We start from the raw sequence: 16621 nt of genomic DNA on the forward strand, positions 1-16621 counted from the left end.
AAAATTCTTGTCCCACCAGTTCATCATTTTTTCTTGCCTGCTTTTGTTTGCTTTTTACTACTTTAACCCCATCTGTACCCTTTACCTGAAAGCCCATTCTGATCCACCTTTTAAAGATGCCGTGAAAAGTAAGGCTCTATCAGGAGTTGCAAGTTCCCTTAGATGCGATGTTGGTCGGTTTGGCAGGCATTAAAAGCGCCAGTTTTGCAGTTGTAATTGATGCTCAGGTGGAGCCATGCGATCGGCAGGAGCTAGCCAGTTATTTTGATTGCTTGATCGATTTTCCGAAAAAATCATTTTCACGGTTGCCTGACCAAAGTGATGGAAAACCTTGGGAAATACTCAAGAGAGACTAAAACCTGACTGACTGACACAAGCGTTGAAAATCCTTGTCAGTCAAAAAGCTTGATCTCCAAATTTACAACTTGTAAAGGGAGCAAACTCAGAACCTCCCCTTTTGCAAGCTACGGTGTACACACAGGTTGTCAGCTTATTTTTAGTAACTAAAGATCCCCCTCAATCCCCCTTTTTCAAGGGGGAAGAAGAAAACTATAGACAGAGAAATTGGATTTTGCAAAACTTCCTTAGACTGCCCAATGCGATAAACTTCCACCTCTCGATCTTGGCGATTAATCAGCCAGCCCAGCCTTGCCCCATTATCTTGATATTCCTGCATCTTTGCTTGCGCCATTTTCAAGTTGTCACTGGGTGACATCAACTCAATTACAGAGTCTGGACAAATTGGCGCGAACTTGGACTGTTGTTCAGTCGTTAATGCTTCCCAACGCTCTTAGTGTTGAGCCTACTTTTCGATGCTATCACAAGTGCCGAGCCATAGTGCTTGCGATCGCATTATAAGCCCGCTAATGCTCCTAACTTCCGAGACTTATTTGTTCACCAACAATTCTGAAACAATACCAAAGAAAAGAAGGTCAATTCCTGCTAAAATTGAGCGTTGCTCAAGGTCAATTCGTTGATATGAGCGGCTATTATGGCGCTGATTGTAATGCTGATTGTAATAGGGCTAGTCAAGCAATGCGTCCTAGCCAGACTTTAAATGAGACAGTTAATTTGCTGCAATAGCCGTGAGTTGAGTATTCACCATTTTTACATTTACTGAGATAATTCCTTGACTACCGTTTCCCTGAACCCATCCCCCATCTATTCCTTATCCCAACGCGCCCACCAAATCAAAGAGTCACAAATTCGCGAATCTTCCCGCTATTGCGAAAAATTTGGCGCGATCAATCTTGCCCAAGGGTTGCCAGATTTTCCTGCACCAGAGGCGCTCAAAGAGGCGGCAAGGGCAGCGATCGCCTCAGACATGAATCAATATGCTGATAGCTGGGGCTGGCATAAGTTGCGGGAGGCGATCGCCCAGAAGATGCAAAGGGATAATCAAATCACCATCGATCCTGAAACTGAAATCACCGTTTGCTGTGGCGCAACGGAAGGTTTGAATGTGGCATTGATGACCCTGATTGATCAGGGCGATCGCGTCTTAATCTTTGAGCCATTCTACGAAAACTATATTCCCAACTTAGCGACTGTCGGCGGCATTCCTGAATTCATTACTTTGCATCCTCCCCAATGGGAAGTTACCGAAGAGATGCTATTACCCGCCTTTAAAAAAGGTCTGAAAGCAGTGATTATCAATAGTCCTGCCAATCCCACGGGAAAGGTATGGACAAGGACAGAATTAGAATTGATTGCTAAGCTTTGCCAAGAATATGATGTCTATGCGATTACCGATGAGATTTATGAATATATCATTTATGAACAAGAACATATCAGCCTGATGAGCATTGACGGAATGCGCGATCGCACAATTGTGGTCAATGGCTTTTCTAAAACCTTTTGCATCACAGGTTGGCGTTTGGGCTATGTTGTTGCTAGTCCTTACCTAAGCGCCGCTATCCGCCGTATCCATGACTTTATCACCATCAGCGCCCCTGCCCCCCTCCAATATGCCGCCCTCACCGCCATGGAGTTTGGTCGAGAATATTTTACGAATCTAGCCGATGACTATCGCCGCAAACGGGATTTATTTTATCCCGTACTAGTGGAGCTAGGATTTGCGCCCGTTCTGCCGCAGGGAGCCTATTACATTTGGACAGATAGCTCTATGATTGCCAAGGATGCCGATAGCGCCGCCTTTTGGTTAGCTAAGGAAGCATTAGTGGCGGCTGTTCCAGGTACTTGCTTTAGCCACCCCGATCGCGAAAAGGTGAATGCCCTGCGCTTTTGCTTTGCCAAAAAAGACAGCACCCTTGAGTCAGCGATCGCCAATCTCCGCAAGGTTTGTCACTTTAGCTAACAAATAAAAGGCGGCGCAAAGCGCTGCCTCTTGTTTATTTAGAAGTGCCACGACAGTTATAGTTTTTGAAGATCCATTTACCTAAGTTTATGAGCCTTCGTATTGACAACACCATCACCAGACGCAAAAAAGAATTTATCCCATTGCAAGGGGGAATCGTGAAAATGTATGTCTGTACGAAAAGCTACCCCTAAAGAAAGGAGGAAATATAATGAGTATCTCTCAGAAGCGCCTTGAAGAAATCCTTAATATCCCTGATGAGGCGATCGACATTTCAGAACTTGTAAGCCTAGAGACTTCAAGTAATCTTGCTAGCCATGCGTCAATGATGAGTCCAGCAGCGCCGCCTTGTTTTGTTAAGCCTTCAAACAGGACGTTGGTATCAATGACAATGGAAAATGAAGATACGATAGTCATGACACTACTATAGCACCATATTTTTTACTGAATTCATTGAGTAGTCGCTCACCCGCTTCTACGTTTCTTTCTGTGAAATAGTCGATAATGTCTTCAAGATCGCGGATGGCTGTAGGAGATATGGTGTATTGAGGCATGGGCATTAGGCTTCGTGTTTTCAATGGTACTATGATTAATAGTGAGATGATATCGGCAAGCATTATTTGTGTATCAAGACCATTTCACTTAGGTCTAAATTCACTATTTTGAATACGTTCTTCTGTCCAGACTTCTCTATCTTCAAATTCAGAATTTGAACCAACTTGAATGGTTAATGGAAGCCGATCGTATTGTAGCCTAAATGGTTCAATAGCTTTTATTCTAAGTCCTGCCCTAATCGTAATAAGACTTATAACTTTAACCTCCTCAGAATTAACACCCCTACCATATAAAATTGAATTTACAGGTAGTTTGTCATTTGATTTTTCGCTTTTAAATTTAAAACCAGTGTTTTCTATAGCCATTCTGATTGCATCAATTTTAAGGAGGGAATCAGATTCTTTAAAAAAATATTGAACCTCAATACTTCGATTAGATGAAGCAATTTTAAGAATGTTTTTGGATAAATTTTGGGATTCTTTGTCTTTATACATATCATCAACTTTAGAGATAAATTCATGTATTTCTACATCATTAAAGTTTAATCTCTTAAGCTGTGATTTTACGTTCTGTCGATATTCGATCTCAAATTCTTTCCTTTGAGACAACTTCTCCCAATATTTAATCTCATTCTTTTTTTGTGCAATTATATTTTCTAACCCTGTTATTGTTTCTTCACTTTTGATACTTACATCATTCAGCCATTGTGCCGCCCTTACCCCCGCCCCCGCAGCCAAAGCCAAAGTCACCGCCAAAATTGCCGAACCCACCTTCACCCGCCGATCTGCCTTTCGTTTTGCCTCATCTAAAATGATCGCCTTGTCCTCTGAAACCCGCCACTCCTCTTCCGCTATTTCCTGCCGTTTGATTGCAATTAGCCGTTCTTGTTCAGCAGATTCTTTTGCCAATTTTTCTAAATCTAATTGACGTTCAGTTTCTTGTTTTTCAATGAGCAGTCTATTAGCCTCTTCTGCATTTCGTCTTGCTAAACGTTCTGTAGCTAATAGCCTTTCTTGTTCTTGTTTTTCTAATTCCCGACTTTCCAGTAAAAATTGATCGTCTTCATCACTCAGCCTTTTACCTTTTGCCCATGTCTCGGCATCCAGCAAAATTTGCCCTCGCAGCAAAGAGTCTTGTTTCTGTCTCTCTTCAGAACTGTTCCACTTGTAAAAAGCTGCCGCATAGAAGGCTGGACGTAGATCTGTTAATTGTTGCGCTACCCATGCTTGATTGAATACAGCCGCATAGATTGGATTATACGATCGCAAATTGTTATCTCTCTTTACCACCAAACCCGTCAGCCTTAACTTGACCCTTTCCGTTGTTGTGGTTGCTTCTAAGACTTCATTCTCCAAAATGCGGCGGTAGCAATCTAACATCTGACCACGCAACTTCTCTTCAACCGTGACAATGCGATCGCGAATTGTTGTTAAATGCGGCGGCTTATCCTGAGACTCCCAATTGTGAATGATGTGTGTCTCGACAATCTTGGCAATTTCGGGCGCGATCAGTTCAGCAGCTAGATTTTCTGGCAGATATTGCGATACTAAACTTAATAATTTCTGGGTTAAAAAAGGCTGTCCCCCCGTCCAATCTAAAACATTTTTGAGAATAGATTGCGATTCCGTAAAGCGATCCTCCAATCCCTTCGCTAAGGGTGCAGCTTCAGCTAAAGAGAAACCACTCATCTCCACAGCCTTACCAATATTAAAAGCGGAATGCTTCTCATGCTGAATTAAATCCATAGGCGTTGCCACACCCACCAAGGCAAAAGCTAATCGGTGATATTCAGGATTTTGGCTGCGGTTGTCATTTAAAGAACGAATCAACATAAAAAAGTCATCGGCTTTAAAAGCCAAATTCAAGAGGCTATCCACCTCTTCCACAAAAATTACAATTGGAGCTTTAATTTCAACCAACAAAAACTTAGTAATAAAATCATGCAAACAAAGCACAGGCGAAGACCAATCCCGCGATTCCCACCATTCTTCCAAATCAAAACGATCCTCTAAGCCAAAACTTTCCAATAAATTGCTAATGACACTGGCATACCATTGAGACTGCTCTAACTGCGTACCGATAGTTTGCGGATCGATCGTGGCACAACGAATACCATCTTGTTTTAATCTTTGGGTAACGCGCACCCGCAAACTCGACTTGCCCATTTGCCTTGAGTTAAAGACATAACAACATTCGCCAGCCTTGAGTAAATCATACAAATCGAGATCGGCTTGACGCTCGATATAGCTTGACGCACCTAGGGGCAGGCTTCCCCCAATTTGATAGCCAGAGAAACTATTGTTATTTAAATTTTGATTATTTAAATTTTGATTATTTGTATTTAGAGGCTGTGCGGATGTCATAACACCAATACTCCAATATTTGTTAATATTCCTTACTGCAAGCGATCGCCAAAATATATTTTATATAGCTCGCATCGGGGCAAACTATCAGCACCTTTATATTTCAAAAGCCCCATACTGTCCAGTTTCACCAATTCCCTGCGTTCCAAGCGCACGGCTCCATCAGCGATCGCCACTTTTCGCATTGCCGCGACTAGCTCTGGATCTGCCTCTAATTGCCGCCACAATTCATGGAGATAGCTTTTGTAAATACCCTCATCACTAGCCGCAGTTTCCAGCAGTGTTGGCAAATCATGATTGTGATACCGTAGATGCTCTAGCGCCCCATGAACTAAAAAGGGATGACCACCAATCATCGACACTAAGCGTTCGACCTCTGACATACTCCATTGCAAAGCATAGGCATTAGCAAGGACTAAAACCTGTTCGGGGGTTAGCTCATCTAACTCAATCGACAATCCCACATTGAAGGGCGACTGATTAATGTCATGAGTTACCAAAGCTTCTTCAGAAAAAACAATAATTTGCCGAAGTTTACCCCATACTTTTTTAACATTAACTTTCTCGAACCAACCTCTCAATAAACCTAAAAAATCATTTTCGACATGGGGATAGTTAAACACATAATCAAAATTGGTTATGGCTAGTACCAATGGCGATTCATCGGCATCCAGTAAAAATTTTTCCATGTACTTAGTGCAGTTAGTGCTTGCCCCTAAAATCTTTTTCCAATTTTCTTCAGGGTTTGCCTCAATTTCCAAACTATCAGCGACATAGGCACAGAGCCATTGCAAAAATTGATTGATATGCCCAAATGTTTCTTGATTTGCTTCTCGTAAATCCACTGTGACGGTGCGATAGCCTTGGCTTTGGGCAAATTCTAAAAGTCGCGCTTTCAGCATCCCTTTACCCATTTTGGATGGTGACTTGATTCTAATCAAAGCTCCTGGCTTTAACAATTCTTCACGACATCGGTTTTCAATTTGCGTCTGCACCACATACCAACGCCCATCCATCTGCACCAAGTTGACATCATTATTATTAGCGGCATTATTAGCGGCATTACTAACAGCATTCCTTGCCGCCGTTCTAGTAATCAATACAGGAGTTTGCGCTTCAGGAATATTTTTGAGTGCAATCAGATTTTTACCTAACTCAAAAGCATCTTTAACTGATCGCCCCTCAAACAAAGCCCCGTAAAAACCCTTAGCAAACTCGATCGCCGCCACATCACCGATCGCCTGATTCATCCCCAACACATAGGGGACATAACGGGCGATCGCCTCTGCCTGTAACGAGGAAAAACAAGCATTCAGCACCACGCAGTCAATGCCATTTTGCAAAATCCGAAATAGATCCGCCAGTGCCTCCGTAGGTGCAAGTTGCCAAGTGCCATCATCATGCTCAAGCACCAATCCATTTGCCGCCGCGCCATGTCCTGAGAAATGCACTACGCGAGGTACTTCCTGAAGCAAAATTGGCTGTAGGTCGTCAATTCTCACTGCGCCTTTAGTGACGATCGCATAGCGATCGCGCTGACTTGACTTCTGCCAACATTCTTCAATTTCACGAAACTCCGCCTCCACCCGCAAGCGATCGGTATTCGCTGGATTTGCCGACAGCAGCAAGACTTTGTTGCAATCCATATCTATTACTTTTACCTTTCTACTTTTTACTTTTTACTTGCTCACTTGTCTGCATCCAATCCCGAAAAGCACGCATAGCCGCACTGCGTCCTTCATTGAAACTAAGCTCTAAAAACTGAGGAATGATCCCGCGTACAGGAATATCGCCAAAGGTGGGACTAAATTCTGATTCGACATATTCATCATCTTGCAAAACATAAATCTTCAAAACTTGATCATAGATCCATAGTTCAGGTATGCCAAGGATGCGATAGACATCAAACTTAGTTTTAGAGGTCACGTCCACTTCGATCGCTAAATCAGGCGGCGGATCGATCGCCATATTAAGTTTACGGATACCGCGCATGGCGACATTATTTTGAATGTAAAAGCATTCATCAGGCTCTAACCCTGCTTTTTTAGCTTTATCTTTAAATGTGGTAGAGCCGAAGCCTTCAAAGTCGATCGCTAATTCATCTAGCAATGCTTTTACAAAGTCAGCAAGTAGAACTTTGACTTTTTCGTGATGGGGTAAAGGCATAACGATTTCTAATTCACCATCTAAGTAAGCAATTCTGGTGTTGCGCTTTTCACCAAGCTCCTCAAGAATCGATTCAAATTGTTGCCAGTCAATATCATGGAGGATTGTGCTTTGTCCTTCTAGGGTTTCTATTTGCGAGATGCGTAGTAACGTAGTCATGGGAATATCTCCTGAGTTGATGTGACGCTTCGTGCAGCCTTACACTTGATTTATCCTAAGCACTTTGCTTGGGAAATGCACATTTAACTGTAATCTTCAGGTTAGAACTTGTGCCGCCCGATGCAATGAAAGGTACACCCGCCTTAGCATCAAGACTAACCTCAAATTCCAGTGTAACTTCACTAACTTCTATCGAGGAAAGGTATCGTTCCGTCTTCGAGTTCGGTGGGAATAAGTTGAGGCATGGTTTCAAGATACGATGGGGTGTTTTTAGTACAATAACATGGCATTAGGGGCGATAGGGGCGATCGCTTTTGGGAGAATGCAAAAATGATCGTTCCTATTACGAAAAAGGCGGTTTCGATTCGGTTAGATAGTGATGTTTTGGATTGGTTTAAGGGTCAAGGGAAGGGCTATCAATCAATTATCAATAATGTTCTGCGTACTTATGTCTATCACCAACAAAACAAACTATAAATCCAAATTTTTTTCCTTTTACCTTTTACTTCTTTCCTTGCTTTGGAGCCTTTGCTGAAATTTGGCAATGATTTCAGGGGTTAGTTCTTTTTCAGGTTCAACGGTTTCTCGTTCTGATAATGCTATTTCTATTTCACTAGGAGATGCCGTTCCTAGCTTTTGCAAAAGGTTGGTGAAATCTGATTGTTGTTGATTAGTTTTTTGTTTGGGAATTGGTTGAATGGTGTAGTTTATAGAAGATTGACGAGCTAGAGCATAGACAATGTATTGATTGAGAGAGACTCCTTCACTTTCTGCTAAATGGATTAGTTGTTGGTGTAGTGTATCTGGCAAACGTAGGGTTAATCGGCTCATGGTGCAGTTCCTATTGATGCTAGTTTGATAATTAGTTGGGCTGGAGTCATTACTTGCAAGCCCAAAGACTCCTTGGCATTTTGAAAGTCACGCAAATTTGAAGTGATGACTGTTACGCCTGCATTCATGGCACAGTCAATTACGAGATCGTCTCCTGCATCTGGTGAAGCTGGTCGCCAAGAGTAATAAATAATTGTAAATCGTCTTTGGCTAAGCAATTTACTAGGTACAGGCTGAAGTTTTTGCCAACGCGGTTTGGAGATTTCGCGAGATCTGTAATTGCTATTTGTATGGTTTACGATGTGCTACATATATCCTCAACAGGCTGTAGTTAAGTAATCACGCAACCAGTCACATCCCTGCGGGTTTTACGAATGATATAGTTATCTTTTATATTTTATATCGCCTTACTTCCTGCTTTTGCCCCTGGTTATCCTGTACTAAGCCTGATTAGTTACCAATTTTTTTACCTTGTTATTTTTACCTTGTTATGATTTAATTAGCTGTAATATTTAACAATTAAACCAGTCTTAATTTTCACAAATCAGTCGAATTTAAGACTCAAAAATCTATGTGGGCTTCATTAGGTTAAAAAAAATGGCAAACGGAAATAATAATAATGGCGGCTGGTTAGCTGAAACAGAAAGAAATATTGACACAACTAATCAATATTCCTTGGAAACCGTCGTCAGCAAGTTAGTGCCAGAGGAGATCGATAATGAAGCCAAAAACATCAGAATCGAAAGGCTGATCTTTGCTGAAGACGACAATTCGCCCACATATCGCAGAGCAATGCGTCTTGTACCAGAGGAAGAATGGAGAGCAAAGCAAGGTAGGTATAGGCAACCTCCTTACTTAATAATGCTTTTTCGCACTGAAGAAAACCACGAAGAAAAAGTCAAGGGCTTATTGAATAAAGATTTATTCTTGAAGGAATCCGTTGATTTGCGGGAATACTTTTCTGATGTTTCAATACAAGAGGGAATGACCTGTACCGCCCATGCAGGGAAAGCTTTGATGGAGTATTTCCAAAATCGCGCTAGTAATCGAACTAACAATCAACTTTCTTGGCGATTTCTTTACAAGGTCACTAGAGATCTGATGGATGTAGAAAAAGATGCTTTGAAACAAGGTGGCGCAACCCTTAGAGATACTCTAAGAGCGATGGTTTTGTTCGGCATTCCTCCAGAGAGGTCTGATCATAACTGGATGCCTAAAAATGATAAAAACGAGTTTGATGATAATGGATGGCTAGGCAATGAAGAAAAACGTGTTTCCCCTACTCATCAACCTTCAGCATTTGCTTTTGCCTATGCTCAAAACTATCAAGCAACTAAATATTTTCGATTAGATAAACTTCGCGAGAACTATCAAAAAGGATTGCTCACACTCGACAAAGGTAAGCACGACATTGAAGTCGGTAAATTGACTGTAGCTCAGATTCGGATTGCTCTATCATCAGGTTTTCCAGCAATTTTTGGAATTAGTGATGTTTTACTCATTGAGACTTTGATTACACAAGAAGATTTAAATACTAACAATAAACAAGACAAACCTAAGAATATTAAGCTAGGACAAGTTAAAATTACAAAGGAAATCCTTGAAATTTTATCAGCCTCTAAAGAGACTGAATCTGTTAAAAAGACTGAATCTACTGAAGAATCTAAATCTTCTAAAAAACCTAAAATTGGTCACGCGCTTGTTGCTGTTGGGTATGACGATAATTTGGAATTTGATAACTCAAATGATGAAACAAAACCACTTAAAGGTGGATTTTTGTTCAGAGATTCACAGGGAGAAGACTGGGGAGATAAAGGATATGGCTGGATTCCCTATGAGTATGTTGAGAAGGAATTGGCGACCGATTGGTGGTCTTTGCTCAATGCTGAATGGATTAATACAAGTGGATTTGGTATATCCACAGATCAAATTTTAGGTTGTACTCCTTGCACAGCGGGTTGCAGCAAAAATTGTCCTCACTGAGTTTAGTCTCTTGAAGTAGACTATCTATCTACAAGGCTTTGAGTAAAGCAAGACTAGGGAGTAATGCGAATTTTCAGATTTTTCTGCATTACCAATCTCACTGACTTTAAACTTAGTCTATTTGGCAAACTTTACTAGCAATTTGACGTTTAGGAATATCTTTATCATCCTTTACCTTTAGATAATCTTTAACTAAACTACAACTATGATCAAGTAAGTTAATAATCGTTGCATCACTCTGATTAATTAGTATTGGTTTTAATGACCAAGTTCTTATAGTTAAATCATTGCTAGCTGAAATTATCATAAATGGGTTGGTAGGACTAAACATTATTTTGTTGATTGGTTGTGTATGTCCTAAAAGGTTACTATCTTCTGAGTTCTGTAGAGGCTGAGGATAGGACTTTATTGCTTTTTCTAAACTCCAGATTTTAATACCTATTGTGTTATTTGAATGAGAAGATGCAATAAAACTATTCTTACTATCAAATGCAATGTAAGTAAGATATAGCAGAGGTACTTGCGGGCGTATTTCCGCTATTTGTTTGTAGTTATTTTTTGTGTCCCATATTTTTATGTTACCACTATTGCCGCCTGATGCTAATATGCTTCCGTTGCTATTAAACTTAACCACAGTAACTTTATCGCTGTGTTTTGAATTAGAAATCAACTGGGGTGGATCTAATTTATTCATATCCCATATATAAACTCCCTCATTACAGCTATAAGCTACAATATCTTCTTTAGGATGAAAATCTATATTGTAGATTTCGTTATCTTCCTTTTCTTTTACACATGAAGCCTTATTTACTGTTGAATCTTTTTTCCATACCCGAAGAGTTCCATCCACACTTGAGAAAGCAAGCATTTGGTCATTAGGACTAAATGCTAAATCATAAATCTGCTTATCTAAGATATTAGCTTGTTTATCTATTTTTAGATTTCTAATAATATTAGAATCAATCAGTAGAAGCTTATTATTTTGTATTTTCCATAATGATACGGAGTTATTATCATCTACAGATGCTATCAATTGACCACTATGGCTAAATGTTACATTCCATTGCCTGTATTTTTGTCTCTTAGTATCTAAGAGATCTCCTTCGATATTCCACAATCTTATAGTGTTATCAAAACTACTAGAAACTATTCTCTGACCGTCAGGATGAACACTTAAGCCCCAAATCTGATTTTGATGACTTTTTAGTTGATTTCTCTCTCGAATGCTAGCAATTATTTTGTAAAGATGGTCAATATTATTTTTGTCATTTGTCTTACCCAAGCTTCTCATTAGATCAATGGTTTTAATGGTCTCTAGTAGAGCATCAAGTTGATATTTTTTCTGAGAAAGCTCTTCCACTCTTTCAACAGCATTATCAACAACAATTTTTGCATTGCGATCGGCGGCTACTAATTGCCATGAAGCGAATCCTAGAAGAATAGATGCAATAATACTGCCAGCAACTGCAAGTTTTGTTCTCTGTTTTTCCGCTTTGAGCTTAACTTCCGCTAACGCTTCCTGCTTATCCACATGACGACTCGCCGCCAAAAACTTGTAATCCTCATCACTTAAGCGCTTTTCCTGTGCCCAATCCTCTACATCTACCAACGCCTGACCCCGCAACAAAAAGAACTGCTTTTGCTGATCGTCACTAGCTTGCCAAGCCCTAAAAGCCTCAGCATAGAGACTTGGACGCAGATCCGCCAACGCTCGCCTTACCCATGCCAGATTAAACACCGCCGCATAAATCGGATTGTAAACCGTCAACTTGCTATCTCGCTTGACCACTAACCCCGTTAATCGCAACTGCATCTGGTCATAACTCTCATCCGCAGGAATACCATCACTATCCAAAACCTGTTGATAAAGCCCCAATAATCGCCCTCGCCCCTTCTCATCACTCTGCAAGAATCGATCTCTAATAGTTTTCAAATGTGGAGGAATATCCTGTGCTTCCCAATTATCAATTACTCTCTCCGACACAACCATCCGCACAAAATCCTCAGGTGATAAATCGAGAGGAGATACTGATGCCACTAGATTTAATAACTTCTGAGTGAGGAAGGGTTGTCCTCCCGTCCAATAGAGTATTGCTGGTAAAATAGCCTGAGGATCACTAAACTTCCCAACTAAACCCTGTACTAAAGGAGATGCTTCTAACAGCGTAAAGCCACTCATCTCTACCGCATAGCCAATATTAAACGCTGAACTTCCCTTACCACGGATCAAATCCGCAGGTGTAGCAACACCAAAAAAAGCAAAGGATAATCGATTATATTCTGGCTTCTCGGCACGGCGCTCATACAGTGAGCGAATCAGAATAAAGAAGCCATCGGTATCAAATTTAAGACTGAGCAGATTATCAACTTCTTCAATGAAAATTGCGATTTTGTTGGGGATATTTGGTAATAGAACTTGCTCGATGAAATAATCAAAGCGTTCCACTACCGAAATTGACTGAGCATCGAGTTCCTTCCACCATTTCGGAAAGTCGATCGCCGCTTCTAAATGCAAATCGCCAATCAAGCGCTTAATCGTCCCCGCATACCATTGATCCTCGCGCAAGGTTGTCCCCCGCGTCTGGGGATCGATCACTGCACAGACAAAGCCTTCTTGTTGCAATCTTTGCATTGTCCGCACCCGCAAACTCGACTTGCCCATCTGTCGCGAGTTAAACACAAAGCAATATTCGCTATTTTTGAGGCGATCTAATAATTCGCGATCGCACTGTCGTTCCACATAGGCAGCATTATCAATCGGTAAACTACCGCCGACTTGATATTGGAAATTGCTAGAGGTTGTAGACATAAAATTATAAAAGAATGAAAGTTGGCATTACTAACTAGGGCTTCGCTACTAATTGAGAGAGATGTCGCAAAATACTGACAACCGTATATAAATCATTACCTCTCTTAATCGAAAATAAATCTGACTCCCCATATTTCAAAGTATCCTGCTGCTGAAGTTTGAGAAAAATAAACTCACTACCATTAGTCACTAATCCAAAGACAGGACGTTCTGGATGGGGATTGGCAATCATGTAAGTCAGTGCTTGCGGAATGCCCACTTCTACGGAATACGCCGCTCTCTTTGCCTCAATCACCACCACCCAAAAGGGCGGTTTAAATACCAAAACATCAATGCGACCTTGAATCACGATCGCCTCTTCCTGAGAAAGAATCGATATCGATTGTTCTGCTTTTAGGTAAAATGGGGAACGATAGAAGCCAGCTAACTTTAGAATTGGCGATAGTATCACCATTTTAACGATTGGTTCTAAGAGAGAGTGCTTGGATAAATGCAAATAATCGGTCTTGACATCATCTAAGAGCAACTGCTCGCTTTCCTTGATATGGGGTAAATTATCGCGCCATTCCCAAAAAAAATCAGTGTCAAAACTTTTCTCTAGCCGAAACAACTCCTCTAGTTTGGCTAAATCAATTTCCGTTGCTTGCAATGTCTTAGACATATCATTAACCTCCTAAGCAGTGGCATAGCCAGTATAAGGACGCACATCCACAGGATGAAAAGCTAAAACAATATCATGGCGAGGGATTCCTGCGGCGACAAGTTCAGAGGTAACACCATCTTCTGTTTCATCTCGTTGTACCCACACTTTACCGTTAATAATATCAACATGAATAAGCGCACCATGTACGCGGGTTTTGCGATCCCAGCCAAGGGTAATTAACAAGTAGCTATCATGGATCTCATCAAAAATTGGTTTACAAATTAATTCTCCGTGGGAATAGGGAATCTCTGTATATGTTAGTAAAACCGATTGAATAATTGAGCGATATTTAGTTAGTTTTTCCATAATGAAATTACCTCTTGTTCAGCATCGAATACGATCAGTTTCAGATTTTCATCTTCAATTAAAATTTGCCCGATTGGTTCTTCAAAAAATGAAGTATAAACCACATCGCGAATGGCTAAATAGAGAAGATAATCGGGATAAGTACGGCGCAAAACCGAACGATAGATGGCAAACTGTCCAATCGCATCGCGGAAAGCTTGCATTTCTGATTCACCAGTAAAACTTTTGACCTCTACAGCGATTTTCTGCTCCGATCGCTCTGCAATAATTAGCTTTTTTGCGCCTAAGTCAACATACATATCTTTGCGCCCCCAGCGCAAGTGCAAAGGATCGTGGGTAATCGTCCAACCATCTTTGATTAGGGCTTGTTTAGCAGCGTTGTGAAATAGGTCAAGGGCTGGCATAGTTTCTAATTGCCTCCTAAGCGATCGCGAAAGTATAACTTATATAACAAACATCTCGGTGTGACATCGTTATCAATGCGAGATATTAAACCCTGACTATCGAGCTTAAAGCTAATCTCCGATCGCAACCGCACGGGTGCATCGGCAACTACTACCTTTTGCATTGCTTCACCCAGTTCAGGATAATCCTCCAGAGTTTTGAGATGTCCCATTAGGTAACTGCTGTAAATTCCTGCTTCCGTTGGTGCAGTTCGCAAAAAGTCTTCTAGAGTGATGTCTCGTGAGGCAATCCGATAGAGCGCCGATCGCACTAGATAGGGATGCCCACCGATCAAATCCATAAATTGTGAAAGTTCAGCATCAGTCCAAACCAATCGATGTCGTGTCAGTAGTTCCTGCACTTGCGCCATCGTAAATTCGCGCAATTCCACAGGAAAGCCCACATTAAAGGGTGATTGATTAATATCTTTTTGGGCATAGGGTTCTTGGGAATGGACAATGATCATACGCAATTTGCCCCACATGGGATGACTGCGCGATCGCTCGTACCAGCCCCGCAACAAGCCGCAAAAATCTGTCTCGATTTCGGGATAGTTAAACACACGATCAAAATTATCAATGGCGATCGCGAGCGGTTGTTCATTCCCCTCTAATAAATATTTCTCAAAATAGTCCGTACAGTTATCATTCGCGCCAAAAATATCATCCCAATATTCCTCAGTCTTCACCCGCACGCCCAAAGCCTTACCAACGGTCGCACAAAACCACTGCATGAATTTTTCGGGGTCGGCAAAGATTTTTTGATTGGTTTGCTCCAGATTTAAAATCACGGAGCGATAGCCCCAACCCTCAGCATGATTAACCACCCTTGCCATCAGCGAAGACTTACCCATACGGTGCGGCGACTTAATCCGTAAGAGCGATCCCGCTTTTTTAAGTTCTTCATAACAGCGTGATTCATAGCCCGAAGCGATGTAAAATCGCGAGTCGATCGCCACCTGTCCTTCCGTTGATTCTAAGGCGATCGCCGTATTTTCTTGATCAGATGAATCATGCTTGACGGTGATGATCGTAATGGAGTCATTGAGAACTTCTCTCAGGGCAACCAGCATCTCGTTGGCACTGGCATAGCGATCGCGAAAATTTAACCTAATTGCCCTGTCTAAAAACTTCACAAAATCAGGGCTGAAATTTCCTGCGTAGCGCTGCCATGACAATTCCCCCGTTTGGGTTTCGGTGTCTAGTTCAGAACTGATTTTTCCTGTTAATAAAAAAATCGCCGTTAAGCCCAAGCTATACAAATCACTGGCAAAACCCACCCGCCCGATCGCCTGTTCCGATGGCATAAAGGTGGGTGTACCGATCACCACCGAGCAGGTTACATCACCTTGAGCTGTCATCGCTGAAGCCAATGTTGCCTTGACTGCCCCAAAATCAATGAGTACAGGCTGGCGATCGCGAGATCTCAAAATAATATTTTCAGGCTTAATATCCCGATGAATAATACCGCGATCGTGAATATGTCCTAAAGTGGGCAATAAATCGAGCAGTAGTTTCTGAACCTTAGCTTCAGTCAAACATCCTTCAGTACTGACAAGATCGCGCAGATCTTTACCATCAATCCACTCTTGAACCAGATAAAACTCGTCATTTTCACATAACGAGGCATAAAGCTCTGGCACAAGTACGTTATCTTTACCCAAAGCCTCTAATGTGGCTGCTTCCCGTTGGAAGCGATCGCGCACAATTTTGTAAATTTCTGGATTATCAGCGATCGCCTTGAGTTGCTTGATCACACAAATCCGCCGCGATGGCATCTGGGTATCTTCTGCCAAAAAAGTTTGACCGAAGCCTCCTGAGCCAAGCACACGCAAAACCTGATAACGATTAGACAGTAGGGTGGTCATATTTTCCGCAGGTATGCGACTTTCATCGTATTTCTCTGGTGTCTCGATCAATTGCCAACCAAGGGTTTCAAGATCTCTTGCGTAAGTCCATACTAAATTTGTCGCAGCGATACTGCCC

The 16621-nt window shown here is 41.5% G+C and carries 16 protein-coding genes and 2 pseudogenes; 5 read left to right on the top strand and 13 right to left on the bottom strand.

Annotated features, from left to right (window positions below; all coding sequences use genetic code 11):
• Nucleotides 1–146 precede the first annotated feature (146 nt).
• Nucleotides 147–356 carry a globin family protein gene (locus tag H6F44_RS14850; RefSeq protein ID WP_242016589.1) on the top strand — a complete coding sequence of 70 codons (210 nt, stop codon included), beginning with the start codon at nt 147–149 and terminating at the stop codon, nt 354–356.
• Nucleotides 357–496: 140 nt separating this feature from the next.
• Here H6F44_RS14850 and H6F44_RS14855 read toward each other — a convergent pair.
• Nucleotides 497–790 (bottom strand): annotated as a pseudogene (locus tag H6F44_RS14855) (Uma2 family endonuclease); the annotation flags it as partial.
• Nucleotides 791–906: 116 nt separating this feature from the next.
• Between H6F44_RS14855 and H6F44_RS14860 the strand changes: the two are divergent.
• Together H6F44_RS14860 and H6F44_RS14865 are read left to right on the top strand one after the other, a co-directional pair.
• A complete protein-coding gene (locus H6F44_RS14860; RefSeq protein ID WP_199302146.1) occupies nt 907–1083 on the top strand; it encodes an NADP-dependent isocitrate dehydrogenase in 177 nt (58 codons plus the stop codon).
• 46 nt (nt 1084–1129) lie between these two features.
• The gene (locus H6F44_RS14865) at nt 1130–2317 is read left to right on the top strand and encodes a pyridoxal phosphate-dependent aminotransferase (protein ID WP_190351813.1); all 1188 of its coding nucleotides are present in this window, start codon (nt 1130–1132) and stop codon (nt 2315–2317) included.
• A gap of 294 nt (nt 2318–2611) precedes the next feature.
• Here the strand turns inward: H6F44_RS14865 and H6F44_RS24065 are convergent.
• From H6F44_RS24065 to H6F44_RS14890, 5 genes and pseudogenes are all read right to left on the bottom strand, one after another.
• A pseudogene (locus H6F44_RS24065) lies at nt 2612–2734 on the bottom strand (toxin-antitoxin system toxin component, PIN family protein); the annotation flags it as partial.
• Between the two features lie 221 nt (nt 2735–2955).
• A complete protein-coding gene (locus tag H6F44_RS14875) occupies nt 2956–5235 on the bottom strand; it encodes an AAA-like domain-containing protein (protein ID WP_190351815.1) in 2280 nt (759 codons plus the stop codon).
• 32 nt (nt 5236–5267) lie between these two features.
• A complete protein-coding gene (locus H6F44_RS14880) occupies nt 5268–6881 on the bottom strand; it encodes an AAA-like domain-containing protein (RefSeq protein WP_190351816.1) in 1614 nt (537 codons plus the stop codon).
• A 19-nt stretch (nt 6882–6900) separates the two neighbouring features.
• The gene (locus H6F44_RS14885) at nt 6901–7560 is read right to left on the bottom strand and encodes a Uma2 family endonuclease (protein ID WP_190351817.1); all 660 of its coding nucleotides are present in this window, start codon (nt 7558–7560) and stop codon (nt 6901–6903) included.
• Between the two features lie 55 nt (nt 7561–7615).
• Nucleotides 7616–7813, bottom strand: coding sequence for a CU044_2847 family protein (locus tag H6F44_RS14890; protein WP_190351818.1), 198 nt, complete (start codon nt 7811–7813; stop codon nt 7616–7618).
• A gap of 77 nt (nt 7814–7890) precedes the next feature.
• Here H6F44_RS14890 and H6F44_RS14895 point away from each other — a divergent pair, with 77 nt between their 5' ends.
• Nucleotides 7891–8037 (top strand): BrnA antitoxin family protein, encoded by a 147-nt coding sequence (locus tag H6F44_RS14895; protein ID WP_190351819.1) that lies wholly within the window; start codon nt 7891–7893, stop codon nt 8035–8037.
• An 18-nt stretch (nt 8038–8055) separates the two neighbouring features.
• Here H6F44_RS14895 and H6F44_RS14900 read toward each other — a convergent pair whose 3' ends face one another.
• Together H6F44_RS14900 and H6F44_RS14905 are read right to left on the bottom strand one after the other, a co-directional pair.
• Complete coding sequence (locus H6F44_RS14900; RefSeq protein WP_190351820.1) at nt 8056–8391, bottom strand: YlcI/YnfO family protein; 336 nt, start codon at nt 8389–8391, stop codon at nt 8056–8058.
• Nucleotides 8388–8609 carry a hypothetical protein gene (locus tag H6F44_RS14905; RefSeq protein WP_190351821.1) on the bottom strand — a complete coding sequence of 74 codons (222 nt, stop codon included), beginning with the start codon at nt 8607–8609 and terminating at the stop codon, nt 8388–8390. Before H6F44_RS14905 ends, H6F44_RS14900 begins: the two co-directional genes overlap by 4 nt.
• Nucleotides 8610–8988: 379 nt before the next feature.
• Between H6F44_RS14905 and H6F44_RS14910 the strand changes: the two genes are divergently transcribed.
• Nucleotides 8989–10374: a C1 family peptidase gene (locus H6F44_RS14910; protein ID WP_190351822.1), complete on the top strand. Its 1386-nt coding sequence runs from the start codon at nt 8989–8991 to the stop codon at nt 10372–10374.
• Between the two features lie 112 nt (nt 10375–10486).
• Here the strand turns inward: H6F44_RS14910 and H6F44_RS14915 are convergent, their stop codons facing one another.
• The 5 genes from H6F44_RS14915 to H6F44_RS22880 are packed head-to-tail and all read right to left on the bottom strand — an operon-like array spanning nt 10487 to nt 16554.
• Entirely contained in the window at nt 10487–13183 is a 2697-nt protein-coding gene (locus H6F44_RS14915) for an AAA-like domain-containing protein (protein ID WP_190351823.1), read from the bottom strand.
• A gap of 34 nt (nt 13184–13217) precedes the next feature.
• Nucleotides 13218–13844, bottom strand: coding sequence for a type I restriction endonuclease (locus H6F44_RS14920; RefSeq protein WP_190351824.1), 627 nt, complete (start codon nt 13842–13844; stop codon nt 13218–13220).
• A 12-nt stretch (nt 13845–13856) separates the two neighbouring features.
• Nucleotides 13857–14192 carry a XisI protein gene (locus H6F44_RS14925; protein ID WP_190351825.1) on the bottom strand — a complete coding sequence of 112 codons (336 nt, stop codon included), beginning with the start codon at nt 14190–14192 and terminating at the stop codon, nt 13857–13859.
• Complete coding sequence (locus H6F44_RS14930) at nt 14180–14596, bottom strand: element excision factor XisH family protein (RefSeq protein ID WP_190351826.1); 417 nt, start codon at nt 14594–14596, stop codon at nt 14180–14182. Before H6F44_RS14930 ends, H6F44_RS14925 begins: the two co-directional genes overlap by 13 nt.
• Nucleotides 14597–14601: 5 nt before the next feature.
• Entirely contained in the window at nt 14602–16554 is a 1953-nt protein-coding gene (locus tag H6F44_RS22880) for an AAA-like domain-containing protein (protein ID WP_199302143.1), read from the bottom strand.
• Nucleotides 16555–16621: the final 67 nt, after the last annotated feature.

It is taken from the genome of Pseudanabaena cinerea FACHB-1277, assembly GCF_014696345.1.
GTDB lineage: Bacteria > Cyanobacteriota > Cyanobacteriia > Pseudanabaenales > Pseudanabaenaceae > Pseudanabaena > Pseudanabaena cinerea.